Annotated in this window: 21 protein-coding genes; 11 read left to right on the forward strand and 10 right to left on the reverse strand. The window is 63.1% G+C overall.

The genetic code is table 11. The features are described from left to right. Window positions 1-78: 78 nt before the first annotated feature. The 5 genes from ACMCNM_RS01460 to ACMCNM_RS01480 are packed head-to-tail and all read left to right on the forward strand — an operon-like array spanning window position 79 to window position 4,130. Complete coding sequence (locus tag ACMCNM_RS01460) at window positions 79-1,044, forward strand: sulfonate ABC transporter substrate-binding protein (RefSeq protein ID WP_027595179.1); 966 nt, start codon at window positions 79-81, stop codon at window positions 1,042-1,044. A gap of 60 nt (window positions 1,045-1,104) precedes the next feature. Continuing rightward, complete coding sequence (gene ssuD, locus ACMCNM_RS01465; protein WP_412763830.1) at window positions 1,105-2,253, forward strand: FMNH2-dependent alkanesulfonate monooxygenase; 1,149 nt, start codon at window positions 1,105-1,107, stop codon at window positions 2,251-2,253. Window positions 2,254-2,263: 10 nt separating this feature from the next. Next, complete coding sequence (gene ssuC, locus ACMCNM_RS01470; RefSeq protein ID WP_027595181.1) at window positions 2,264-3,061, forward strand: aliphatic sulfonate ABC transporter permease SsuC; 798 nt, start codon at window positions 2,264-2,266, stop codon at window positions 3,059-3,061. Then, window positions 3,058-3,870 (forward strand): aliphatic sulfonates ABC transporter ATP-binding protein, encoded by an 813-nt coding sequence (gene ssuB / locus ACMCNM_RS01475; RefSeq protein WP_027595182.1) that lies wholly within the window; start codon window positions 3,058-3,060, stop codon window positions 3,868-3,870. The genes ssuC and ssuB overlap by 4 nt, the downstream gene beginning before the upstream one ends. A gap of 44 nt (window positions 3,871-3,914) precedes the next feature. Beyond that, complete coding sequence (locus ACMCNM_RS01480; RefSeq protein WP_027595183.1) at window positions 3,915-4,130, forward strand: TOBE domain-containing protein; 216 nt, start codon at window positions 3,915-3,917, stop codon at window positions 4,128-4,130. Between the two features lie 139 nt (window positions 4,131-4,269). Here ACMCNM_RS01480 and ACMCNM_RS01485 read toward each other — a convergent pair whose 3' ends face one another. From ACMCNM_RS01485 to ACMCNM_RS01500, 4 genes are all read right to left on the reverse strand, one after another. Then, window positions 4,270-4,902: a TetR/AcrR family transcriptional regulator gene (locus ACMCNM_RS01485; RefSeq protein ID WP_027595184.1), complete on the reverse strand. Its 633-nt coding sequence runs from the start codon at window positions 4,900-4,902 to the stop codon at window positions 4,270-4,272. After that, a complete protein-coding gene (gene gshA, locus ACMCNM_RS01490; protein ID WP_189662628.1) occupies window positions 4,902-6,479 on the reverse strand; it encodes a glutamate--cysteine ligase in 1,578 nt (525 codons plus the stop codon). The genes ACMCNM_RS01485 and gshA overlap by 1 nt, the downstream gene beginning before the upstream one ends. Before the next feature lie 259 nt (window positions 6,480-6,738). Continuing rightward, window positions 6,739-7,122 carry a PaaI family thioesterase gene (locus ACMCNM_RS01495; RefSeq protein WP_050580765.1) on the reverse strand — a complete coding sequence of 128 codons (384 nt, stop codon included), beginning with the start codon at window positions 7,120-7,122 and terminating at the stop codon, window positions 6,739-6,741. Further along, complete coding sequence (locus ACMCNM_RS01500; RefSeq protein WP_186681861.1) at window positions 7,122-9,446, reverse strand: Tex family protein; 2,325 nt, start codon at window positions 9,444-9,446, stop codon at window positions 7,122-7,124. The genes ACMCNM_RS01495 and ACMCNM_RS01500 overlap by 1 nt, the downstream gene beginning before the upstream one ends. 227 nt (window positions 9,447-9,673) lie before the next feature. Here ACMCNM_RS01500 and ompR point away from each other — a divergent pair, with 227 nt between their 5' ends. Together ompR and ACMCNM_RS01510 are read left to right on the forward strand one after the other, a co-directional pair. Continuing rightward, complete coding sequence (gene ompR / locus ACMCNM_RS01505) at window positions 9,674-10,414, forward strand: two-component system response regulator OmpR (protein ID WP_027595187.1); 741 nt, start codon at window positions 9,674-9,676, stop codon at window positions 10,412-10,414. Window positions 10,415-10,427: 13 nt separating this feature from the next. Further along, complete coding sequence (locus tag ACMCNM_RS01510; RefSeq protein ID WP_027595188.1) at window positions 10,428-11,741, forward strand: ATP-binding protein; 1,314 nt, start codon at window positions 10,428-10,430, stop codon at window positions 11,739-11,741. Between the two features lie 116 nt (window positions 11,742-11,857). On the opposite strand, the gene rimK is transcribed toward ACMCNM_RS01510, so the two are convergent. Then, window positions 11,858-12,763, reverse strand: a complete 906-nt coding sequence (gene rimK / locus ACMCNM_RS01515; RefSeq protein WP_012316721.1) for a 30S ribosomal protein S6--L-glutamate ligase — start codon at window positions 12,761-12,763, stop codon at window positions 11,858-11,860. Further along, complete coding sequence (locus tag ACMCNM_RS01520) at window positions 12,760-13,242, reverse strand: ATP-dependent zinc protease (RefSeq protein ID WP_027595189.1); 483 nt, start codon at window positions 13,240-13,242, stop codon at window positions 12,760-12,762. The genes rimK and ACMCNM_RS01520 overlap by 4 nt, the downstream gene beginning before the upstream one ends. A gap of 109 nt (window positions 13,243-13,351) precedes the next feature. Between ACMCNM_RS01520 and ACMCNM_RS01525 the strand changes: the two genes are divergently transcribed. Further along, complete coding sequence (locus ACMCNM_RS01525) at window positions 13,352-13,753, forward strand: RNA-binding S4 domain-containing protein (protein WP_027595190.1); 402 nt, start codon at window positions 13,352-13,354, stop codon at window positions 13,751-13,753. Between the two features lie 84 nt (window positions 13,754-13,837). Here the strand turns inward: ACMCNM_RS01525 and ACMCNM_RS01530 are convergent, their stop codons facing one another. Continuing rightward, a complete protein-coding gene (locus ACMCNM_RS01530) occupies window positions 13,838-14,632 on the reverse strand; it encodes a phosphatase PAP2 family protein (protein WP_027595191.1) in 795 nt (264 codons plus the stop codon). Between the two features lie 118 nt (window positions 14,633-14,750). Between ACMCNM_RS01530 and hslO the strand changes: the two genes are divergently transcribed. The 3 genes from hslO to ACMCNM_RS01545 all read left to right on the forward strand — a co-directional run bounded on the left by hslO (window position 14,751) and on the right by ACMCNM_RS01545 (window position 18,274). Then, window positions 14,751-15,650, forward strand: coding sequence for an Hsp33 family molecular chaperone HslO (gene hslO / locus ACMCNM_RS01535; protein ID WP_027595192.1), 900 nt, complete (start codon window positions 14,751-14,753; stop codon window positions 15,648-15,650). Between the two features lie 179 nt (window positions 15,651-15,829). Beyond that, on the forward strand, window positions 15,830-17,371 hold the full coding sequence (locus ACMCNM_RS01540) for a phosphoenolpyruvate carboxykinase (protein ID WP_085273865.1): 1,542 nt from the start codon (window positions 15,830-15,832) through the stop codon (window positions 17,369-17,371). A gap of 462 nt (window positions 17,372-17,833) precedes the next feature. Further along, window positions 17,834-18,274 carry an acyl-CoA thioesterase gene (locus tag ACMCNM_RS01545; protein WP_412763831.1) on the forward strand — a complete coding sequence of 147 codons (441 nt, stop codon included), beginning with the start codon at window positions 17,834-17,836 and terminating at the stop codon, window positions 18,272-18,274. A gap of 55 nt (window positions 18,275-18,329) precedes the next feature. Here ACMCNM_RS01545 and ACMCNM_RS01550 read toward each other — a convergent pair whose 3' ends face one another. The 3 genes from ACMCNM_RS01550 to fdhD all read right to left on the reverse strand — a co-directional run bounded on the left by ACMCNM_RS01550 (window position 18,330) and on the right by fdhD (window position 22,357). Continuing rightward, window positions 18,330-18,809 (reverse strand): glycine zipper domain-containing protein, encoded by a 480-nt coding sequence (locus ACMCNM_RS01550; RefSeq protein ID WP_099428074.1) that lies wholly within the window; start codon window positions 18,807-18,809, stop codon window positions 18,330-18,332. A gap of 366 nt (window positions 18,810-19,175) precedes the next feature. Further along, a complete protein-coding gene (locus ACMCNM_RS01555) occupies window positions 19,176-21,521 on the reverse strand; it encodes an FdhF/YdeP family oxidoreductase (protein WP_412763832.1) in 2,346 nt (781 codons plus the stop codon). Window positions 21,522-21,526: 5 nt separating this feature from the next. Further along, window positions 21,527-22,357, reverse strand: a complete 831-nt coding sequence (gene fdhD, locus ACMCNM_RS01560; RefSeq protein WP_099452628.1) for a formate dehydrogenase accessory sulfurtransferase FdhD — start codon at window positions 22,355-22,357, stop codon at window positions 21,527-21,529. Window positions 22,358-22,466 lie beyond the last annotated feature (109 nt).

Below are 22,466 nucleotides of genomic sequence, written 5' to 3' on the forward strand. Positions count from 1 at the left end.
TATCGCGTCATCCACCTTACTCGCCCGTCAACGAGGCAAGCAGGTGCAACCCGAACCCCATTCGCACAGGAGAGCGCCATGCGCACAGTCTTCTTGCGTCGTGGTCTGGTCGCCCTGTTTGCGGCGGCTGTGTCCTTCGGCGCCATCACCCAAGCCCAGGCCGAGAGCCTGCGCATCGGTTATCAGAAATACGGCACCCTGGTGCTGCTCAAGGCCAAAGGCACGCTGGAGAAGCGCCTGGCCGAGCAGGGCGTGCAGGTGCAGTGGACCGAATTCCCCGGTGGCCCGCAGTTGCTCGAAGGCCTGAACGTCGGCTCCATCGACTTCGGCGTCACCGGCGAAACGCCGCCGGTATTCGCTCAGGCTGCCGGCGCCGACCTGCTTTACGTGGCCTACGAGCCACCGGCGCCGCACAGCGAAGCGATCCTGGTGCCGAAGGGCTCGTCGATCCAGTCGGTGAAAGACCTCAAAGGCAAGAAAGTCGTCCTCAACAAGGGCTCCAACGTCCACTACCTGCTGGTGCGTGCCCTGGAAGATGCAGGCCTCAAATACAGCGACATTCAACCGGTCTACCTGCCGCCAGCCGATGCCCGCGCGGCATTCGAGCGTGGCAGCGTCGATGCCTGGGTGATCTGGGACCCGTACCAGGCCGCCGCCGAGAAACAGCTGCAGGCACGTACCCTGCGTGACGGCAAAGGCCTGGTCGACAACCATCAGTTCTATCTCGCCACCCGTGACTATGCCACCCAGCACCCTGCCGTGATCAGCACCTTGATCGACGAAGTGCGTGCCGTGGGCGAGTGGTCCCAGGCCAACCCGCAGGAGGTCACCGATCAGGTCGCGCCCCTGCTTGGGCTGCCTGCCGACATCACCCTGACCTCGGTCAAGCGCCAAGGCTACGGCGCTGCGCCGCTCACCCCTGAGGTGGTGGCCGCGCAACAGAAGATCGCCGACACGTTCCAGGCGCTGAAGCTTATTCCCAAGCCGCTGAGCATCAAGGACGTGATCTGGACACCCCCGGCCAAGGTCGCCAGTGCGCCTTGATTGAATTGCCTGCGCCGGGGCGTTGCTCCGGCTTGAGCCACCCTTGAGGAGACAACTCCAATGAGCCTTAACATTTTCTGGTTTCTTCCCACACACGGTGACGGCAAGTACCTGGGCACCTCCGATGGCGCCCGTGCAGTCGATCACGGCTACCTGCAGCAAATTGCCCAGGCTGCCGACCGCCTTGGTTTTGGTGGGGTGCTGATCCCTACCGGGCGTTCCTGCGAGGATTCCTGGCTGGTGGCTGCGTCGTTGATCCCTGTCACCCAGCGCCTGAAGTTTCTGGTTGCCCTGCGCCCCGGCATCATTTCGCCGACCGTGGCGGCGCGCCAGGCCGCGACCCTGGACCGCCTGTCCAACGGCCGTGCGCTGTTCAACCTGGTCACCGGTGGCGACCCGGACGAACTGGCCGGCGACGGCCTGCACCTGAGCCACGAAGAGCGCTACGAAGCCTCGGTCGAGTTCACCCGTATCTGGCGCAAGGTGCTGGAAGGCGAAAACGTCGACTACGACGGCAAGCACATCCAGGTGAAGGGCGCCAAACTGCTCTATCCGCCGATTCAGCTACCGCGTCCGCCGCTGTACTTCGGCGGGTCGTCCGAAGCCGCGCAAGACCTGGCGGCCGAGCAGGTCGAGCTGTACCTCACCTGGGGCGAGCCACCGGCCGCCGTCGCCGAAAAAATCGCCCAGGTGCGCGAAAAGGCTGCCGCCCAAGGCCGCGAAGTGCGCTTCGGTATCCGCCTGCACGTGATCGTGCGTGAAACCAATGAAGAAGCCTGGGCCGCCGCTGACCGCCTGATCTCGCACCTGGACGACGAAACCATCGCCCGTGCCCAGGCCTCGCTGGCGCGTTTCGACTCGGTCGGCCAGCAGCGCATGGCTGCCCTGCACGGCGGCAACCGCGACAACCTGGAGGTCAGCCCCAACCTGTGGGCGGGCGTCGGCCTGGTACGCGGCGGCGCCGGTACTGCGCTGGTCGGCGATGGCCCTACCGTGGCTGCACGGGTCAAGGAATACGCCGAGCTGGGCATCGATACCTTCATCTTCTCGGGTTACCCACACCTTGAAGAGTCCTACCGCGTTGCCGAGCTGCTGTTCCCGCACCTCGACGTACAGCGCCCGGAGCAACCGAAAAGTACCGGTTACGTGAGCCCGTTCGGCGAGATGGTGGCCAACGACATCCTGCCCAAGTCCGTGTCGCAGAGCTGAGGGCCGGGCCATGAGTCGTGCAACTTCTTCTACCTTGGCCCAGCGCCTGGCCCCATGGGCACTGCCGGTACTGCTGCTGGCGGCCTGGCAACTGGCGGTCAGCGCGGGCTGGCTGTCGACCCGCATCCTGCCAGCGCCGAGCGCGGTGGTCAGCGCGGGTGTCGAGCTGGTGCGCAGCGGCGAGATCTGGACCCACCTGGCCATCAGTGGCTGGCGTGCCGGGCTGGGCTTCGTCATCGGCGGCAGCATCGGCCTGGCGCTTGGTTTTATCACTGGCCTGTCGAACTGGGGCGAACGCCTGCTCGACAGCTCGGTGCAGATGATCCGCAACGTGCCTCACCTGGCGCTGATCCCACTGGTGATCCTGTGGTTCGGTATCGATGAGTCGGCAAAGATTTTTTTGGTCGCCCTGGGCACGTTGTTCCCGATCTACCTCAACACCTACCACGGTATCCGCAACGTTGACCCGGCCCTGGTGGAGATGGCGCGCAGCTATGGCCTGTCCGGTTTCGGCCTGTTCCGTCAGGTGATCCTGCCAGGTGCATTGCCCTCGATTCTGGTGGGCGTGCGCTTCGCCCTGGGCTTCATGTGGCTGACCCTGATCGTGGCAGAAACCATCTCGGCGAATGCCGGTATCGGTTACCTGGCGATGAACGCCCGTGAGTTCCTGCAGACCGACGTGGTGGTCTTGGCCATCGTCCTGTACGCCGTGCTTGGCAAGCTCGCTGACCTCGCCGCCCGCGGCCTGGAACGTGTCTGGCTGCGCTGGCACCCGGCCTATCAAGTGGCCAAGAAGGAGGGCGCATGACCGTGCTCAAGGAACAGCCGCCACGCCTGCTGCGTGGCATCCCCCTGGCATCCAACGGCCTGCGTAAAACCTTTGGCCAGCGTGAAGTGCTCAAAGGCATCGACCTGCACATCCCGGCCGGCCAGTTCGTCGCCATCGTTGGCCGCAGCGGCTGCGGCAAGAGCACTTTGCTGCGTTTGCTGGCCGGCCTCGACCAGCCCAGCGCCGGTGAATTGCTGGCCGGTGCCGCACCCTTGGCCGAAGCCCGCGAAGAAACCCGGCTGATGTTCCAGGACGCGCGCCTGTTGCCGTGGAAGAAGGTGATCGACAACGTCGGCCTGGGCTTGTCTGGCAACTGGCGGCCACGTGCGCTGGATGCGCTGGAAGCAGTCGGCCTGGCCGACCGCGCCAACGAGTGGCCGGCAGCACTCTCCGGTGGCCAGAAGCAACGGGTGGCACTGGCGCGGGCACTGATTCACCAGCCGCGTCTGCTGTTGCTGGACGAGCCGCTGGGTGCCCTGGATGCACTGACTCGTATCGAGATGCAGCAATTGATCGAACGCCTCTGGCGTCAGCACGGGTTCACCGTGTTGCTGGTTACCCACGATGTCAGCGAGGCGGTTGCCGTGGCGGACCGGGTGATCTTGATCGAAGACGGCGAGGTCGGGCTCGACCTCACTGTCGATCTGGCACGGCCAAGGTCGCGTGGTTCGCACCGTTTGGCGGCGCTGGAAAGCGAAGTGCTCAACCGTGTTCTGTCGGCTCCGGGCACTGCGCCTGAGCCGGATCCTGTAGCCCCTTTGCCCACGCAACTGCGTTGGGCGCACTGAATCACTCACTTACCCGACTGAAGCCAAAGAGAAGGAATCAAGCCATGACTATCAAAGCCATCAACGTTCGCAACCAGTTCAAAGGCACCGTGAAAGAAATCCTCGAAGGCCCGGTACTGTCGGAAATCGACGTGCAGACCGCCTCCGGCGTTGTCACCTCGGTGATCACCACCCGCTCCGTGCGTGAGCTGGAGCTGCAGGTGGGCAGTGAAGTGATTGCCTTTGTGAAGTCGACAGAAGTGTCCATCGCCAAGCTGTGATTCTGGTGTTGAAGGGGGCTGCTCTGCAGCCCTTCGCGGGCAAGCCCGCTCCTACAAGAGATCGAATGCCCTCAGGAGATCGAATCCCATGTGGGAGCGGGCTTGTCCCGCGAAGGGCCGCAAAGCGGCCCCAACCATTTCAACCCAAACGCTTAGCCAGAAACGGCGGCAAATAAAGCCCCAGATACGCCTCGAACACCCGCTTGCCTTCCTCAGCCATACGCGCCGTGATCTGTTCATGCAACTGCACCGACCGCGCATACACCCGGTCGCTCAGCTCCATGGCCAGGGCAAACACATCCACATCCGCAGGCATCACCGGCAAGTGAAAATGCTGGTCGAACAGCTTGTACATCAGGTCGCCCAGCTCCATGTCGTGCTGCCGGTCGGCTTGCACCACTTCGCTCAGGCCATGCTGCGCCAGGATCAACTGACGTGCCGCGGCATCCCCGTTGTAGATATCCAGCATGCGTTGCTCGATCAACCGTGACAGTTCATGCCAGGTCGTCAGCGTACTGCTGTCGATCGGTGCACTCAGCGCTTCGCGAAACGCCCGGTGCACGTCGGCGGTCAACGCCTCCAGCAGGGCTGGGACGCTGGCGAAGAAGTGGTACACCGACGAAGGGGGTATCTGCGCCCGCTCGGCCACGCTGTAGATCGACAACCCCGCCACCCCCAGCTCGGCAAGCAGCTCGCGCGCGGCCGCCAGGATCGTCTCGATCCTGGCCTGGCTGCTGGCGCGCGGCTTGCGCGGGGAGGCGGTGCGGCTCATCAGTTGCTGATCGCCAGGATGCTGGCCTGGTAGGCGCCGACGAACAGGTCGAAGTCGCCGACTTCGGTCTGCTCAAGCTCGGCCTGTTTGGCCAGCGACTCGCGGGCGAGCGTTTCGAAGGCCTGCTGGCGTTCGCTGCTGAGCGGTTGCTCGCGGAAGCGCTCGGCGTGAACGCGGCTCTGGCGCAGCGAGAACTGGACAAAACTTTCGTCATGTTCGGTCATGCGTGCCAGGACTTGGGCCGATGGGGTCAGCGAGGCGTCGTCGACCTTGGCCTGTTGCTCCTGCAGGGCGTTGGCATGTGCGTCGCCGCCGTGGGCGCGGTCGAGCAGCTCGGCCAGTTGGCCAATGCGAGTGATCAACTCGGTAGCCCAGGTTTTCAGCGCGATGGCCTGACCATCACGGTGCAGTTCCAAGCCTGGGCGACGGCCTTCCTTGACCACGGTCAGGAAGTTGCTTGTGCACTGGCCACACTCGCCGTTGTCCAGTTGCGGGCTTTCTTCAAGCGCGCAGAACAGCAGGAAGGCATCGAGGAAACGCGCTTCGGTCAGGTCGATCCCGACCGGCAGGAACGGGTTGATGTCCAGGCAGCGCACTTCGACGTACTGCACGCCACGGGACGTCAGCGCCTGGATCGGCCGCTCGCCGGTGTAGGTGACACGCTTGGGGCGGATGTTCGAGTAGTACTCGTTCTCGATTTGCAGGATGTTGGTGTTCAACTGCACCCACTCGCCATCCACGTGCGTACCGACTTCAACGTAGGGCGGGTAGGGCGTGCCCACCGCCTTGCGCAGGCTGTCGGTGTAGCTGGCCAGGTTGTTGTAGCAAGGCGTGAGGCCGGCCTGGGCGTTGCTCTGGTAGCCCAGGTCGCTCATGCGCAGGCTGGTGGCGTAGGGCAGGAACAACGTTTCGGCATCCAGTTCTTCGAGCTGGTGCGGGCGGCCACGCAGGAAGCCTTTGTCCAGGGTCGGCGAAGCGCCGAACAGGTACATCAAAAGCCAGCTGTAGCGGCGGAAGTTGCGGATCAGCGCGATGTAGGCCGACGACTGATAATCGCGCGCCTCTTCTGCACTGCCTTCGCTTGCGCGCAGCAAGGGCCACAACGCTTCAGGCAGCGAGAAGTTGTAATGGATACCGGCGATGCACTGCATGGTGCGGCCATAGCGCAGGGCCAGGCCTTTGCGGTACACGTGCTTGAGCTTGCCGATGTTCGAGCTGCCGTATTCGGCAATCGGGATGTCTTCCTCGGCCGGCAACGCGCAGGGCATCGACGGGCTCCACAGGTATTCGCTACCCAGCTTGGTGTAGACGAAGCGGTGGATCTCGTCGAGGTTCTCGAGCACCTGGGCCGGGTCCGCCAGGGCCGGGGTGATGAACTCCAGCAGCGACTCGGAATAATCGGTGGTGATCTGCTCGTTGGTCAGCGCCGAACCCAAGGCCTCAGGGTGCGGGGTCTGGGCCAGGCGACCTTCATCGGTCACGCGCAGGCATTCTCGCTCAATACCGTGCAGGCACTGCTTGAGCAGGGGGAGATTTGCGCCGAGCAGGCTCAGGCGGCGGTTGAGGAGTTCGCTCAAGATGTATTCCTTCACGCGTCAGTCGCCCCAATATGGGGGTAGAGATAACGGTCTACAAGGGTAGGAAGAAAGGAACTGGCGTTGTCGCCTGGTTTACGCGGTTCCGGCACCGAATTGTGGGGCCGCTTTGCGCCCCATCGCCGGCAAGCCGGCTCCCACAGAAGGTCAGCGGGGACCTTGTGGGAGCCGGCTTGCCGGCGATGCGGCACGAAGTGGCACCAAGTTGCTGCTGAAAATACCGCAGATACAGCTTGGTGAGCTAGAGAACCGCGAAGGTTCCTTGCGCTTTGGCCACCAGTTTGTCGCCTTGAACTACGTCGGCGTCGACCACCAGCGTGCGCCGCCCGGCGTGCAGCACACGGGCCGTGCACAGCACCTCGCCATCACTGACCGCGCGCATGTAGTTGATCTTGCATTCAATGGTCACGCTCTGCTGGTCGAAACCATGGCTGGCCGAGCAGGCCAGGCCCATGGCGATGTCCACCAGGCTGAAGATCGCCCCACCGTGCAGTTTCTGGCCACGGTTGCGCAGTTGCGGCTCGAGCGCCAGGGCCACTTCTGCAACGCCTGTGTCCAGGCGTTGCAGGCGGCAGCCAAGCAGTTGGCTGAAGGCGCTTTCGACGTATTCGCGCGGGACGTCCATCACTTCTTCTTCAGCTGCTTGGCGTTGGCGAACAAGGACGCCATGGCATTGTTGGCCGGGGCGGCAGTGGCGGTTTCCCGCTGGCGAGGGGCCTGCTGCTGGCGATTGCCGCCGTTGCCACGGCCGCCGCCACGGTTGCCTTCGACCTTTTCGCCCGGGGTATCGCCCATGCGCATGGACAGGCCGACGCGCTTGCGCGGGATGTCCACTTCCATGACCTTGACCTTGACCACGTCGCCGGCCTTGACCGCTTCGCGCGGGTCTTTGATGAACTTCTCGGACAATGCCGAGATGTGCACCAGGCCGTCCTGGTGCACGCCGATGTCGACGAAAGCACCGAAGTTGGTGACGTTGGTGACCACGCCTTCCAGGATCATGCCAGGCTCCAGGTCCTTGAGGTCTTCGACGCCGTCCTGGAAGGTGGCGGTCTTGAACTCAGGGCGTGGGTCGCGGCCGGGTTTGTCCAGCTCTTGCAGGATGTCGGTAACGGTCGGCAGGCCGAAGGACTCGTCGGTGAACTGCTTCGGGTCCAGGCGCTTGAGGAAGCTGCTGTCGCCGATCAGCGAGCGGATGTCGCGGTCGGTGCCAGCGGCGATGCGTTGCACCAGCGGGTAGGCCTCAGGGTGCACGGCGGAGGCGTCCAGCGGGTTGTCGCCGTTCATCACACGCAGGAAGCCGGCGGCTTGTTCGAAGGTTTTTTCACCGAGGCGGCTGACCTTTTTCAGCGCTGCGCGGGTCGCGAACGGGCCGTTGGCATCGCGGTGGGCGACGATGTTCTGTGCCAGCGTGGCGTTAAGGCCGGAGATACGGGTCAGCAGCGCCACCGAGGCCGTATTCACGTCCACGCCCACGGCGTTCACGCAGTCCTCGACCACGGCGTCCAGGCCACGCGCCAGCTTCAGCTGGGACACGTCGTGCTGGTACTGGCCGACACCGATGGATTTCGGGTCGATCTTCACCAGCTCTGCCAGTGGGTCCTGCAGGCGACGGGCAATCGACACAGCGCCGCGGATCGATACGTCCAGGTCCGGGAACTCGCGCGCGGCCAGTTCCGATGCCGAGTACACCGACGCACCGGCCTCGGAGACCATGATCTTGGTGATTTTCAGGGCTGGGTATTTTTTGACCAGTTCGGCCACCAGCTTGTCGCTTTCGCGGCTGGCGGTGCCGTTGCCGATGGCGATCAGTTCCACCGCGTGCTTGGCGCACAGTGCGGCCATGATGGAAATGGTGCGGTCCCAGTCGTTTTTCGGCGCGTGCGGGTAGACCGTCGTGTAGTCCAGCAGTTTGCCGGTGGCGTCGACCACGGCGATCTTGCAACCGGTGCGCAGGCCTGGGTCGAAGCCCAAGGTGGCGCGCGGGCCGGCCGGGGCGGCCAGCAGCAGGTCGTGCAGGTTGTGGGCGAACACGTTGATCGCCTCGCTTTCGGCGTTGTCGCGCAGTTCGCCGAACAGGTCGGTTTCCAGGTGGGTGTACAGCTTGACCTTCCAGGTCCAGCGCACCACTTCACCCAGCCACTTGTCGGCCGGCCGGCTGCGGTTTTCAACGCCGACGTGGTTGCCGATCATCACTTCGCACGGGTGCAGGGTGCCAGGCAGTTCTTCACCGACTTTGAGCGAGGCGCTCAGGATGCCTTCGTTGCGCCCGCGGAAAATCGCCAGGGCACGGTGCGACGGGGCGTTGCGCAGCAGTTCGTCATGGGCGAAGTAGTCGCGGAACTTGGCGCCTTCTTCTTCCTTGCCAGCCACCACGCGGGCGCTGAGCACCGACTCCTGCTTGAGGAAGTTGCGCAGCTTGTCGAGCAGGGCGGCGTCTTCGGCGAAACGCTCCATGAGGATGTATTTCGCGCCTTCCAGCGCCGCCTTGACATCGGCCACGCCCTTTTCGGCGTCGACGAAGCGGGCCGCTTCGGTTTCCGGGGTCAGCTGCGGGTCGTTGAACAAACCGTCGGCCAGCTCGCCGAGGCCGGCTTCCAGGGCGATCTGGCCCTTGGTGCGGCGCTTTTGCTTGTAGGGCAGGTAAAGGTCTTCGAGGCGGGTCTTGGTGTCGGCCAGCTTGATCTCGCGGGCCAGTTCCGGGGTCAGCTTGCCCTGTTCCTCAATGCTGGACAGGATGCTGGCGCGGCGCTCGTCGAGTTCGCGCAGGTAGCGCAGGCGCTCTTCCAGGTGGCGCAGTTGGGTGTCGTCCAGGCTGCCGGTCACTTCCTTGCGGTAACGGGCGATGAAGGGCACGGTCGAGCCTTCGTCCAACAGGCCCACGGCCGCTTCGACCTGTTGTGGGCGTACGCCCAGTTCCTCGGCGATACGGCTGTTGATGCTGTCCATGTAAACCACCTGACAATTGTGAATACGGGGGCCGCGCGCGGGTTTGCAGCCCGACGGCACTGGATGAAAGCCGCGCATTATACCCATCGTGACCGGCTTGCGGTGATGGCGCCAAGCCAGCCTGAACGGCCCGGAACTGGCGCCGGGGGAAAAATCTGCTAACAATGCTCACGGCACGCGTTGCAACGGCTACGCCATAATGCGCGGCGATACCAGAGGAGTAATTCATGACCGGCACTGCAAACACCGCTGAAGGTGACAAGATTCTCATCGTCGACGACGATCCGGGGCTGAGCAGCCTGCTGGAGCGTTTCTTCACCAGCAAGGGCTACCGTGCCCGCGCGGTGCCCAACACCGAACAGATGGACCGCCTGCTCTCGCGGGAGGTGTTCAACCTGGTGGTGCTCGACCTGATGCTGCCGGGCGAAGATGGCCTGTCCGCCTGCAAGCGCCTGCGCCAGTCGAACAACCAGATCCCGATCATCATGCTCACCGCCAAAGGCGACGAGCTCAGCCGCATCAAAGGGCTGGAGCTGGGCGCTGACGACTACCTGGGCAAACCCTTCAACCCGGACGAACTGATGGCCCGGGTCAAGGCCGTGCTGCGCCGCCAGGCGCCGAGCGTCCCGGGTGCCCCGGGCAGCGAGGACGAATCGGTCACCTTCGGTGATTACGAGCTGTCGCTGGCCACCCGCGAGCTTAAACGCGGCGACGAAGTGCACATGCTCACCACCGGTGAGTTCGCCGTGCTCAAGGCGCTGGTCATGCATGCGCGTGAACCGCTGACCCGCGACAAACTGATGAACCTGGCCCGTGGCCGCGAGTGGGATGCCCTGGAGCGTTCCATCGACGTGCAGATCTCGCGCCTGCGCCGCATGATCGAGCCCGACCCGTCCAAGCCACGGTATATCCAGACGGTCTGGGGCGTAGGGTACGTCTTCGTGCCGGACGGAAACGCCGGCAAATGATGCCGCGTCGTCCATGAGAACGCCGTTGTGGTTTCCGCAGAGCTTCTTCGCCCGCACGCTGTGGCTGGTGCTGATCGTCGTCCTGTTTTCCAAGGCGCTGACCCTCGTTTACCTGTTGATGAACGAGGATGTGCTGGTCGACCGTCAGTACAGCCACGGTGTGGCATTGACCTTGCGCGCCTATTGGGCTGCCGATGAAGAGAACCGTGACAAGATCGCCGAAGCCGCAGGCCTGATCCGGGTGACCGGCTCGGGTGTGCCGGAAGGAGAGCAGCACTGGCCTTATAGCGAGATCTACCAGCGCCAGATGCAGGCCGAACTGGGCGAAGACACCGAAGTACGCCTGCGCATCCATGCGCCACCGGCGTTGTGGGTCAATGCGCCGAGCCTCGGCCCTGGCTGGCTCAAAGTGCCGCTGTACCCGCACCCGCTGCGGGGGCAGAAGATCTGGAACGTGCTTGGCTGGTTCCTGGCCATCGGCCTGTTGTCCACCGCCTCTGCCTGGATTTTCGTGCGCCAGCTGAACCAGCCCCTCAAGCGCCTGGTATTCGCCGCCCGGCAACTGGGCCAGGGGCGCAGCGTGCGCTTGCCAATCAGCGATACGCCCAGTGAGATGACCGAGGTGTACCGCGCGTTCAACCAGATGGCTGAGGATGTCGAGCAGGCCGGGCGTGAACGCGAGTTGATGCTGGCAGGGGTTTCCCACGACTTGCGTACACCGCTGACGAGGCTGCGCCTGTCGCTTTCGCTGCTGGACAGTGACAACGAGCTTAGCGATGACATGGTCCGCGATATCGAGGACATGGACGCGATTCTGGACCAGTTCCTGGCGTTCATTCGCGATGGCCGTGACGAGCCGGTGGAAGAGGTCGACCTGGCCGACCTGGTGCGCGAAGTGGTGGCCCCGTACAACCAGCCCGAAGAACGTGTACGGCTGTGCTTGGAGCCGATTCCGCCGTTCCCGCTGCGCCGGGTTTCGCTCAAGCGCATGTTGGGCAACCTGATCGGCAACGCCCTGCACCATGCCGGCAAGGGCGTGGAAGTGGCGGCCTATGTGTCCGGCGACGAGAGCGCGCCTTACGTGGTGCTCAGCGTGCTGGACCGGGGGACGGGGATCGACGAGTCGGAGCTGGAGACGATCTTCAACCCGTTCATTCGCGGTGACCGTGCCCGTGGTGGCAAGGGCACCGGGTTGGGCCTGGCGATCGTCAAGCGCATCGCGGCCCAGCATGGCGGGAATGTCGAGTTGCGCAACCGGTCGGGTGGCGGGATCGAGGCGCGGGTCAGGTTGCCGTTGGGGCTTTTGCTGCCGCGTAATGCGGTGTGATTGTCGGGGCCGCTTTGCGGCCCATTCGCAGCACAAGGCTGCTCCTACAAGGCTTACGCGGTCCCTTGTAGGAGCAGCCTTGTGCTGCGAATGGGCTGCAAAGCAGCCCCAACATTTCAGCCCTTACCCTTGGTCCGGGTCTGATTCGGTCCGCCATTCTTCTCCAGGTGCTCGATGATCATCCCGGCCACGTTCTTGCCGGTGGTCACTTCAATCCCTTCCAACCCCGGCGACGAATTCACCTCCATCACCAACGGCCCATGGTTGGAGCGCAGGATATCCACGCCCGCCACGCTCAGCCCCATCACCTTGGCCGCACGAATGGCGGTAATCCGCTCTTCTGGCGTGATCTTGATCAGGCTGGCCACCCCACCCCGATGCAAGTTGGAGCGAAACTCGCCGGGCTTGGCCTGACGCTTCATCGAGGCAATCACCTTGTCACCCACCACAAAGCAGCGAATGTCGGCCCCGCCGGCCTCCTTGATGTATTCCTGCACCATGATGTTCTGCTTCAGGCCCATGAACGCTTCGATCACCGACTCTGCAGCTTGAGTTGTTTCGCACAGCACCACGCCAATGCCCTGAGTACCTTCCAGCACCTTGATCACCAGGGGCGCGCCGTTGACCATCTGGATCAGGTCCGGGATGTCGTCAGGTGAGTGGGCGAAACCGGTGATCGGCAGGCCGATGCCACGGCGCGACAGCAACTGCAACGAGCGCAGCTTGTCACGCGAGCGGGCGATGGCCACCGACTCGTTGAGCGGGTAGACGCCCATCATCTCGAACTGGCGCAGCACCGCGCAGCCATAGAACGTCACCGAGGCACCGATGCGCGGGATCACCGCATCGAAGCCTTCCAGTGGCTTGCCGCGGTAGTGGATCTGCGGCTTGTGGCTGGCGATGTTCATGTAGGCCCGCAGGGTATCGATCACCACCATTTCGTGGCCACGCTGGGTACCGGCTTCGACCAGGCGGCGGGTGGAATACAGACGCGGATTGCGCGACAGCACAGCGATCTTCATGCAGCACCTGTGACAGGGGAAAGGGTGGCCGGAAAGGCCGGTTTGTCTTGTACGTACTTCAGGCCAGGGTTGACCACCAAGTGGCCGTGAATAAGTGCCTTGGAACCCAGCAGCAGGCGGTAGCGCATCTCTTTGCGACAGGCCAGGGTGAACTCGACTTCCCACACGCTATCGCCCAGTGCCAGCGATGTGCGAATCACATAGCGGGTCTGGGCGTGGCCATTGGAGCTCTTGATGGTCTTCATGGTCACCAGTGGCGCTTCGCAACGGCGGTGGCGCAACTGCACCACCGAACCCAGGTGCGCAGTAAATCGGACCCACGGTTGGCCGTCACGTTCGAACTGTTCCACCTCGGTGGCGTGCAGGCTGGACGTACTGGCGCCGGTGTCGATCTTGGCGCGCAGCCCGGCGACGCCAAGGTCGGGCAGGGCTACCCACTCGCGCAGGCCGATCACAGTCAAATGGTCAAATGTCTTCACGAAGCGCACCCAGGGGATAAGGTGGTGAACTGTAAGCACGGCGTGGACTTTTTGCATCCGCAAGATACGGTAGTACAGTTCGATTAAAGACAGAATTCGAGGTAACGGGATGGCACACAAGGCGGAAGAAGACGACAAGGTTCGCCTGGACAAATGGCTATGGGCGGCGCGGTTCTACAAGACTCGGGCGCTGGCCAAGGCGGCCATCGAAAGTGGCAAGGTGCATTGCCGGGGCGAACGCTGCAAGCCGGGCAAGGAACCCAGGGTAGGGGATGAGTTTGTCCTGCGTACCGGTTTTGACGAGCGCACAGTGGTGGTCAAGGCGCTGTCGGTGGTCAGGCGCGGGGCGCCCGAAGCGCAGGCGCTGTATGCAGAAACCGAAGAGAGTGTGCGCCGCCGCGAACAGGCTGCTGAAATGCGCAAGGCCGGGGCGATGGGTGTGACCACCGATGGCCGGCCAAACAAGAAGCAGCGCCGACAGATTCACCAACTGCACGGTAGCTTTGACTAAACAGGGGCTGCTTTGCAGCCCATTCGCGGGGCAAATGTGGGAGCGGGCTTGCCCCGCGAATGGGCCGCAAAGCGGCCCCCGCTGTTAGCGAACCACCGCCAATCTACCGACCAACGGTAACCTGGCTGCCAGAGCAAACAACGGCGCCGTCCAGCGCATCAACGCCGCACTGCCTTTGGCCGCCAGAGGCGTATAGCAACTCCACCCCAACGCCAGCACCGCCATCAGCAACCCGCCGATGTAGTCGTCCTGGCCCCAATGGGCACCCGCCACCAAGCGTGGCAGCATGAACACCAGCGCCAGCCCCCAGACCACCAGGTAGTGCATCAGGCGACGGCTGAACACGCTCATGAACAACGCCCAGACCAGCAGCACCGAGGCGTGATCGCCTGGGAAACTCTTGCTGGAGCGGTCCTTGAGTTCCCAGGCCGCTTCCAAGTTCGGGTAATAGTCACTGAGGTGCACGACGTCATCGAAGATCATCGACGGGCTCTTGTGTTGCCACCCCGCAGCATCCACCCACTTGGAAAACAGCGCGCGAATCACCACTAATAGGATCAGGGTCACCAGAAAGCCGAAAAACGCCTCACGCACCTGGCAGGCTTTGAACACCCAGTTGCCACGGATCAGCACCGCCAGAAGGATCAGCCCGACCACGATGTCGAACGGGCGCAGGCTGCCCAGGGTCCAGATGTAGCGCCAGGTGGTGTTGTCGGCCAGCGGCGCATTGAGGCTGTGGAACAGCCACTCGTCGAAAGTCAGGCACAGGATCTGGCCAAAAGGCCATAACCAGAAACACAGTAGAGCGATGGGCAGCAGTGTGCAGGCTGCCAAGGGCCCGAAGGACCACCTTGCTTGGAACAGTGGTCGATTGTCCATAAGATACCTCTATTGCCAACAGGAATCGGAGCGCCTTGTGAGCGCTCTGCCACGGGCTTCGCAGTATTTCGAAACGCCGTGTAACCATTTTGTCATCATTTTCAGATAGCCAGAACCTATGAGCGAATTGCCGGATACCGATTTCACCCAACGTTTCCTCTTCGACGACCGCGATATCCGCGGTGAGTGGGTAGGGCTCGACCGCAGCTATGCCGAAGTGCTGGCGCGTCACCCGTACCCCCAACCCGTGGCCGCGCTGCTCGGCGAATTGATGGCCGCCACCGCATTGCTGGTGGGTGCCCTGAAGTTCGACGGCCTGCTGATTTTGCAGGCGCGTTCCCAGGGGCCGATCCCGCTGCTGATGGTGGAATGCTCGGGCGAGCGCGAAATCCGCGGCGTGGCCCGTTACGAAGCCGATCAGATTCCTGCCGACGCGACCTTGGCGCAGCTGATGCCCGACGGCCATCTGACGCTGACCATCGACCCAGTCAACGGCCAGCGCTACCAGGGGACCGTTGACCTGGACGGTGCCAACCTGTCGGAGTGCTTCACCAATTACTTCGTTCAGTCGCAACAGCTCAACACCCGTTTCTGGCTCGATGCCAAAGATGGCAAGGCCCGCGGCCTGCTGTTGCAGCAATTGCCACGTGATCGCCAGCCGGACGACGAAGAGCGCGAGGACAGCTGGCAGCACGTTGTAGCCCTGGCCAAGACACTCAAGCCTGAAGAGTGGCAAGAAGACAACGAAACCTTGCTGCACCGTCTGTACCACGAAGACGCCGTGCGCCTGTTTGACATCGAACCCCTGCGCTTCCACTGCAGCTGCTCGCGCGAGCGCTCCGGCAATGCGCTGGTCAGCCTCGGCGAGCACGACGCCAAGCAGTTGGTCGAGGAGTGTGGTGGCAAGGTGGAGATCGATTGCCAGTTCTGCAACGAGCGCTATTTCTTCGATGCAAGCGATGTGGCGCAACTGTTTGCGGGTGGCGGCACGGACACGGCCTCAGAAACTCGCCACTGAAACGATTAACTGCAGGGAAATCTCCTGTCTAATTGCGCAAAAGCGCGGTTACGACAGGAGGGGCCTACTTTTTTTGGGCTTTTCTGGCATAATCCGGCCACTTTTTTCGCTGTAGTAGTTTTTTACAGACAACTACAAAACGTTTGGAGCACTCGGCCTCGGGCCGGATGGGGTATCTCATGACGCAAGCCAACAACACCGTGTACACCGACCTGAGCGTCGATGAGCTGGTAAAAGAAGCGCTGCAACGCGGTGAAGGCGTACTAGCCGATACCGGCGCACTGGTCGTTGAGACTGGGCACCGTACTGGCCGTTCGCCGGCTGACCGTTTCATCGTCGAAGAACCTTCCACCCAGGATGCCATTTCCTGGGGCCCGATCAACCGCAAGTTCCCGGCCGACAAGTTCGATGCCCTGTGGGACCGCGTCGAGGCGTTCAACAACGCCCAGGATCACTTCGTTTCCTACGTTCACGTAGGCGCCGCTGCCGAGCACTACCTGCCGGTGAAGATGACCACCCAGACTGCCTGGCAGAACCTGTTCGGCCGTTGCCTGTTCATCAACCCTGAACAGTACAACCCGGCTGGCCGTGACCAGTGGCAAGTGCTCAACGTTGCCAACTTCGTGTGCGAGCCTGAGCGTGACGGCACCAACTCCGACGGCTGCGTCATCATCAACTTCGCCGCGAAGAAGGTGCTGATCGCTGGCATGCGTTACGCCGGTGAAATGAAGAAAGCCATGTTCTCGGTGCAGAACTTCCTGCTGCCGGCCGCTGACGTGCTGCCAATGCACTGCGCTGCCAACATCGGCGAAGAAGGCGATGTGACCCTGTTCTTCGGCCTCTCCGGCACCGGCAAGACCACCCTGTCGGCCGACGAAAGCCGTTACCTGATCGGTGACGACGAGCACGGTTGGGGCGAAGGCGTTGTCTTCAACATGGAAGGCGGCTGCTACGCCAAGTGCATCGACCTGTCCGAGAAGAACGAGCCGGTCATCTGGAAAGCCATCAAGCATGGCGCAGTGCTGGAAAACGTCGTACTCGACGCCAACAAGCACGCCGACTACACCGATGTCAGCCTGACCCAGAACAGCCGTGCGGCCTACCCGCTGGAGCACGTTGCCAAGCGTTCCGAAGCGAACCTGGGTGGCGAGCCTAACGCGGTCATCTTCCTGACCTGCGACCTGACTGGTGTTCTGCCTCCGGTTTCGATCCTGAACAACGAACAGGCTGCTTACCACTTCCTGTCCGGTTACACCGCGCTGGTCGGTTCCACCGAAATGGGTTCGGGCGGCGGCATCAAGTCGACCTTCTCCACCTGCTTCGGCGCGCCGTTCTTCCCGCGCCCGGCTGGCGAGTACGCTGAGCTGCTGATCAAGCGCATCAACGGCTTCAACTCCAAGGTCTACCTGGTCAACACCGGCTGGACCGGCGGTGGCTACGGCGTTGGCAAGCGTTTCAGCATTCCGACCACCCGTGCTGTGATCGCTGCGATCCAGAGCGGTGCACTGGTAGGCGCCGAAACCGAGCACTTGGACATCATCAACCTGGACGTGCCAAAGGCCGTTCCGGGCGTCGACACCGAGCTGCTCAACCCGCGCACCAACTGGGCTGACAAAGCCGCTTACGACGAAGCGGCCAAAGGCCTGGCCAAGCTGTTCATCGAAAACTTCAAGAAATTCGAAGTTTCCGACGCGATCAAGGCTGCTGGTCCACAGCTGTAAGCTGTCGCCAGTTGCAACGAGGAAGCCGCCCTTAGGGGCGGTTTTTTTTTGAGTTTGTTTTGATCATGCGTCTTGGCTCGGAGGTGCTCGCCACAGCATATTCAGCGCCCGTGAGATCGAGCGCCGCCCGCGCGGCGCTTCGCAGCACAAGGCTGCTCCTACATCTGTTTCGGGCCAGTAACGCCTGTACCAACGCGCGCGACCGCCTTGTTTGTTCCTCACGATATCGAGGTGGACGCCAAAAGGGCCGCGCGCCTCTGCCTCAGGATGCATTGGCCCGAAACAAATGAGCAGCCTTGTGCTGCGAAGCGCCACGCGGGCGGCGCTCAATTTGCGCACCACCTCAGAACCCAAGGCAAGCACCTGGCAGCCTTCACCCCATCTCTCGGCCAGCAAATGCACATCACGTCCATAATTTCTGTTTCACTGATAGCATTCATTGCGACCTCGCGAGACAGACAAATGACTGAAGCCCCACAGCGCAGCGCATTCACCCACTTCCACCCCATCCTCACCCGCCCGCAAGACAACGATCACAACGGCCATATCGCCGGTGCCACCGTGCATGGCTTCTTCGAAACCGCCATCCAGGCGTTTCTGGTGGAGCAGGCCGAATTCGACCTGCGCGAAGGTGCGCTGGCGGCGTTCGTGGTCAGTTCGGCGGCAGACTTCTTCGCCCTGCCGGGCTTTCCGGATGTGCTTGAGGTGGGGCTGGGCGTGACGCGCCTGGCTGGCAGTACCGTGGAGTACCGGTTGGCCCTGTATCGCCCGGGTGAAGAAGACGCCTGTGCGGCGGGGACGGTGGTGCAGGTGTTCATCGAGCGGGCAAGCGGCCGGCCTGTGCCGTTGCCAGAGGCGCTGCAGGCAGTGCTCGTTGGCCTTCAGCTCGGGCAACAGGCATAAAAAAGCCCCGCCGGTGCGGGCGGGGCTTTTGTTGCCAGGGCTGGGCCCTCAGGCATTAGTCGCGCCAGTGGCGCTTGTGCTTGCGGTGGCCGTAATGGTGGCCACGGTCGTAGTGACGGCGGTCGTCATAGCTGCGACGGTAGCGACGATCGTCATGGCGCTCGTCGTCGTCGGCCTTGTTACCCATGTAGTTACCCAGCGCGCCACCGGCACCACCGCCGGCTGCTGCACCAATGTAGCTACCGGTGGTGCCGCCCACGGAGCGACCGACCACGTTACCGCCTGCAGCGCCCAGTGCGCCACCGATGGCGGCTTCGCCACGCTGACGTTTGTCGGCACCCAGTGCGCCGCCGGCGGCGCCGCCCAGGCCGGCACCAATCGCGCCGCCTGTGCTACCACCGATGGAGTTGCCCACGACGGAGCCGAGTACCCCACCCAATGCGCCGCCAATGCCGGCCTCGGTATTGCCACCGGCCATGGCAACGCCGCTGAGCAAGCTGAAAGACAACAACAGAATCGAGGAGTACTTCTTCATCAAGAGAGCCTCATAAGGATGACGAGGCGAATTTGAGGCTCTGGAGGGCGGCTTGCAATTGAAATCCGACGAGTAGCACGAGTTGTACACAATTCTCTAAGTTACTGTATTTGCTGTGAAACTTTATCGTTTTTTGGCTGTCAGAGGTATTTATGACAAAGCCCTGAACCGTTGCGGAACAGGGCTTTTTTCGTTTTTGCCGGTTACGTTCCGCGCAGTCATACACTGGCTTTGTAGGAGCGGCCTTGCGTCGCGAAAGGGCCGCAAAGCGGCCCCAGCAATATTTGCGGCGACGCCGAAATTGGGGGCTGCTGCGCAGCCCTTTCGCGACGCAAGGCCGCTCCTACAAAGATTGTGCAGCGAATGTCAGATAATCCGATTGTTATCCCGCGCCCGCTCCAGCTTGATGGCAATGAACTTCGACGTCGGCGTATGGCTGCCATCGCCAATGCTCTCAAGCGGCACCAGCGGGTTCACTTCGGGATAGTAAGCCGCCGCTTGCCCCGCCGGGATATCGAAGGCCAGCAATGTGAAACCGTGCACTCGGCGCACATGCTCATCCCCCCACAACGAAACAATGTCGACCTTCTGCCCCGGCTGGAACCCCAGGCGGACGATGTCGGCCTCGTTGGCGAACAGCACTTCACGCTGGCCACGCACGCCGCGGTAGCGGTCATCCAGGCCATAGATGGTGGTGTTGTACTGATCGTGCGAGCGCATCGACTGCATGATCAGGTCGGGCAACTGGCCGCTGGCCCGCACCCTTTCATCAAGCAAGGTATCCGGCAACAGGTTGGCCTTGAAGTTGGCGCGGCCGGTAGCGGTCTTCCATTCGCGGCTGGCGGCGCTGTTGCCCAAGTAAAAGCCACCCGGTTCACGCAGGCGTTCGTTGAAGCCGCTGAAGCCGGGGATGGTGTCGCCGATCAGGTCGCGGATGCGGTCGTAATCGGCCACCAGCCAGTGCCAATCCACCGGCTGCTTGCCCAGGGTGGCGGCGGCGATACCGGCAACCACCGCAGGCTCCGAGCGCATCTGCGTCGACAGCGGTTTCAACTGGCCGTTGGAGGCGTGGACCATGCTGAACGAGTCTTCCACAGTCACCGCTTGTGGGCCATCGGCCTGCAGGTCGATGTCGGTACGGCCCAGGCACGGCAGGATCAGCGCCTGCTTGCCGTGGACCAGGTGGCTGCGGTTGAGTTTGGTGCTGATGTGCACGGTCAGTTCGCAGTTGCGCAGCGCCTGCGCGGTGCGCTCGGTGTCTGGCGTGGCTTGGGCAAAGTTGCCGCCCAGCCCGATGAACACCTTGGCGCGGCCGTCGAGCATGGCGTGGATGGCTTCGACGGTGTTGTGGCCGTTGTGCCGCGGCACGGGGAAGTTGAAGCGCTTTTCGATGGCGTCGAGCAAGGCCACCGGCGGCCGCTCGTTGATGCCCATGGTGCGGTCGCCCTGGACGTTGCTGTGGCCACGCACCGGGCACAGGCCGGCGCCTGGCGCACCGATGTTGCCGCGCAGCATCTGCAGGTTGACGATTTCCTGGATGGTCGGCACCGAATGGCGGTGCTGGGTGATGCCCATCGCCCAGCACATGATCACCCGCTTGCCACGGCAGTACATGCGCGCGGCCAGCTCGATGTCGGCCAGGGTCAGGCCGGATTGCGCCTGAATGTGTTCCCACGAAGTGGCGTCGACCACGGCCAGGTAGTCATCGACGCCGTGGCCATGCTCGGCAATGAAGGCTTGGTCGAAGACCGCAGGCTCGCCCTTGGCCTGGGCTTCACGTTCCCACTGCAGGACGAACTTGGCCATGCCACGCAGCAGCGCCATGTCGCCCCCCAGGGCCGGGCGGAAGAACGCGGTGTTGGTCGGCCGGTCACTGTTGGTCAACATCTCCAGCGGGTTCTGCGGGTGCTGGAAGCGCTCCAGGCCGCGCTCTTTCAGCGGGTTGACGCACACCACTTGGGCACCGCGTTTAACCGCATCGCGCAGCGGGTCGAGCATGCGTGGGTGGTTGGTGCCCGGGTTCTGGCCCCAGACGAAGATCGCATCGGCATGCTCGAAATCGTCGTAGGTGACCGTGCCCTTGCCGACGCCGACGCTCTGCCCCAGGGCCACGCCGCTGGCTTCGTGGCACATGTTCGAGCAATCCGGGAAGTTGTTGGTGCCGTAGGCGCGCACGAACAATTGGTAGAGGTACGCGGCTTCGTTGCTGGCACGGCCCGAGGTGTAGAACTCGGCCTGGTCAGGGGTTGCCAGGTTGTTCAGTTCGCGGGCGATCAGGGCGAAGGCCGCCTCCCAGCTGATGGGCTGGTAATGGTCGCGTTGAGCGTCGTAGACCATTGGTTCGGTCAGGCGGCCCTGGTACTCCAGCCAGTAATCGCTTTGCTCGCGCAGCGCGCTGACGCTGTAGCGGGCGAAGAAGGCGGCATCGACGCGGCGCTTGGTGGCTTCCCAGTTGACTGCCTTGGCGCCGTTCTCGCAGAACTTGACCATGCCGCTTTCCGGCGAATCGCCCCAGGCGCAGCCAGGGCAGTCAAAGCCGCCATTCTGGTTGGTCTTGAGCAGGGCTCGAATGTTCTTCAGCGCATTGTCGCTGCCGACCCAGGCCTTGGCCACGCTGCGCAACGCCCCCCAGCCGCCGGCGGGGCCGTGGTAGGGCTTGTAGCGAGGGAAGGAGGCTGGGGCGTTGTCCGGGAGGTGCTGGTACGAGGTCACGGCTGTTACGACTCCGCCGCTGGGCTGTAGACCCGCGGTGCGCTGTGCTTGGGCAAGTGGATGAGGTTGAGGTTGTGCTTGCGTGCCCATTGCAGGGCAAGGCCGGTGGGCGCCGACAGGCTGACCAGGGTCTGGATGCCGGCACGCAGGACCTTCTGGATCAGCTCCAGGCTGCAGCGGCTGGTGACGATGGCCAGGCCGCCTTCACTGTCGATGCCTTGGCGCAGCAGGGCGCCGATCAGTTTGTCGAGGGCGTTGTGCCGGCCAATGTCCTCGCGGCCGAGCAACAGCTCGCCGTTACGGTCCATGAACAGTGCCGCATGCACCGCGCCGCAATGCTGGCCTAGCGGCTGGAAGGCGTCGATGCGCTGGCGCAGGCCAGCCAGCCAGTGCGCGGGCGGCAGTGGCGCGCCGGGCAGTTCGGCAAGCTCTGGCAGTGCCTGCTCCAGGGCTTCGACCCCACACAGGCCGCAGCCGCTGGTGCCGGCCAGTTGGCGGCGCTGGTTTTTCAGGTTCCAGAAGGCGCGGCTGGAGATTTCCAGGTCGGCGTACATCGCCGAACCGCTGCCAGAAAGCTTGAGGTCATAGATTTCCTGGGTGCCTTCGACAATCCCGCTGCCGACGCTGAAACCGACTGCAAAGTCTTCCAGGTCGGTCGGGCTCACCAGCATCACGGCTTGATTGAGGCCGTTGAAGGCGATGGCCAGGGCCACTTCTTCGGCCAATGGCGTGCTGGCGCGCTCGGCGTCGCTGAGCTGGACGTATTCGTAGGTGTTGCTGGCGGCGGGCAAGGCCAAAGGCGATGAGGCCGCGCAGACCGGAGGTTTGCTGTTCATCGGGGCTGACTACCGGCGGCTTTTTGATAGCACAAGCCTAGGCCTGTGGGCCGGTCACGTCTAATCGCTAGGGTCTATGCCGTGATAGACCGCGTCGATTGGTCGCAGT

It is taken from the genome of Pseudomonas sp. NGC7 (genome assembly GCF_047159675.1).
Taxonomy (GTDB): domain Bacteria; phylum Pseudomonadota; class Gammaproteobacteria; order Pseudomonadales; family Pseudomonadaceae; genus Aquipseudomonas; species Aquipseudomonas kermanshahensis.

What these genes read in the sequence shown, in the direction of transcription:
- ACMCNM_RS01460 (WP_027595179.1), top strand. Translation starts at nt 79, where the DNA reads ATGCGCACAGTCTTCTTGCGTCGTGGTCTGGTCGCCCTGTTTGCGGCG.
- ssuD (WP_412763830.1), top strand. Translation starts at nt 1,105, where the DNA reads ATGAGCCTTAACATTTTCTGGTTTCTTCCCACACACGGTGACGGCAAG.
- ssuC (WP_027595181.1), top strand. Translation starts at nt 2,264, where the DNA reads ATGAGTCGTGCAACTTCTTCTACCTTGGCCCAGCGCCTGGCCCCATGG.
- ssuB (WP_027595182.1), top strand. Translation starts at nt 3,058, where the DNA reads ATGACCGTGCTCAAGGAACAGCCGCCACGCCTGCTGCGTGGCATCCCC.
- ACMCNM_RS01480 (WP_027595183.1), top strand. Translation starts at nt 3,915, where the DNA reads ATGACTATCAAAGCCATCAACGTTCGCAACCAGTTCAAAGGCACCGTG.
- ACMCNM_RS01485 (WP_027595184.1), bottom strand. Translation starts at nt 4,902, where the DNA reads ATGAGCCGCACCGCCTCCCCGCGCAAGCCGCGCGCCAGCAGCCAGGCC.
- ACMCNM_RS01495 (WP_050580765.1), bottom strand. Translation starts at nt 7,122, where the DNA reads ATGGACGTCCCGCGCGAATACGTCGAAAGCGCCTTCAGCCAACTGCTT.
- ACMCNM_RS01500 (WP_186681861.1), bottom strand. Translation starts at nt 9,446, where the DNA reads ATGGACAGCATCAACAGCCGTATCGCCGAGGAACTGGGCGTACGCCCA.
- ompR (WP_027595187.1), top strand. Translation starts at nt 9,674, where the DNA reads ATGACCGGCACTGCAAACACCGCTGAAGGTGACAAGATTCTCATCGTC.
- ACMCNM_RS01510 (WP_027595188.1), top strand. Translation starts at nt 10,428, where the DNA reads ATGAGAACGCCGTTGTGGTTTCCGCAGAGCTTCTTCGCCCGCACGCTG.
- rimK (WP_012316721.1), bottom strand. Translation starts at nt 12,763, where the DNA reads ATGAAGATCGCTGTGCTGTCGCGCAATCCGCGTCTGTATTCCACCCGC.
- ACMCNM_RS01525 (WP_027595190.1), top strand. Translation starts at nt 13,352, where the DNA reads ATGGCACACAAGGCGGAAGAAGACGACAAGGTTCGCCTGGACAAATGG.
- ACMCNM_RS01530 (WP_027595191.1), bottom strand. Translation starts at nt 14,632, where the DNA reads ATGGACAATCGACCACTGTTCCAAGCAAGGTGGTCCTTCGGGCCCTTG.
- hslO (WP_027595192.1), top strand. Translation starts at nt 14,751, where the DNA reads ATGAGCGAATTGCCGGATACCGATTTCACCCAACGTTTCCTCTTCGAC.
- ACMCNM_RS01540 (WP_085273865.1), top strand. Translation starts at nt 15,830, where the DNA reads ATGACGCAAGCCAACAACACCGTGTACACCGACCTGAGCGTCGATGAG.
- ACMCNM_RS01545 (WP_412763831.1), top strand. Translation starts at nt 17,834, where the DNA reads ATGACTGAAGCCCCACAGCGCAGCGCATTCACCCACTTCCACCCCATC.
- ACMCNM_RS01550 (WP_099428074.1), bottom strand. Translation starts at nt 18,809, where the DNA reads ATGAAGAAGTACTCCTCGATTCTGTTGTTGTCTTTCAGCTTGCTCAGC.
- fdhD (WP_099452628.1), bottom strand. Translation starts at nt 22,357, where the DNA reads ATGAACAGCAAACCTCCGGTCTGCGCGGCCTCATCGCCTTTGGCCTTG.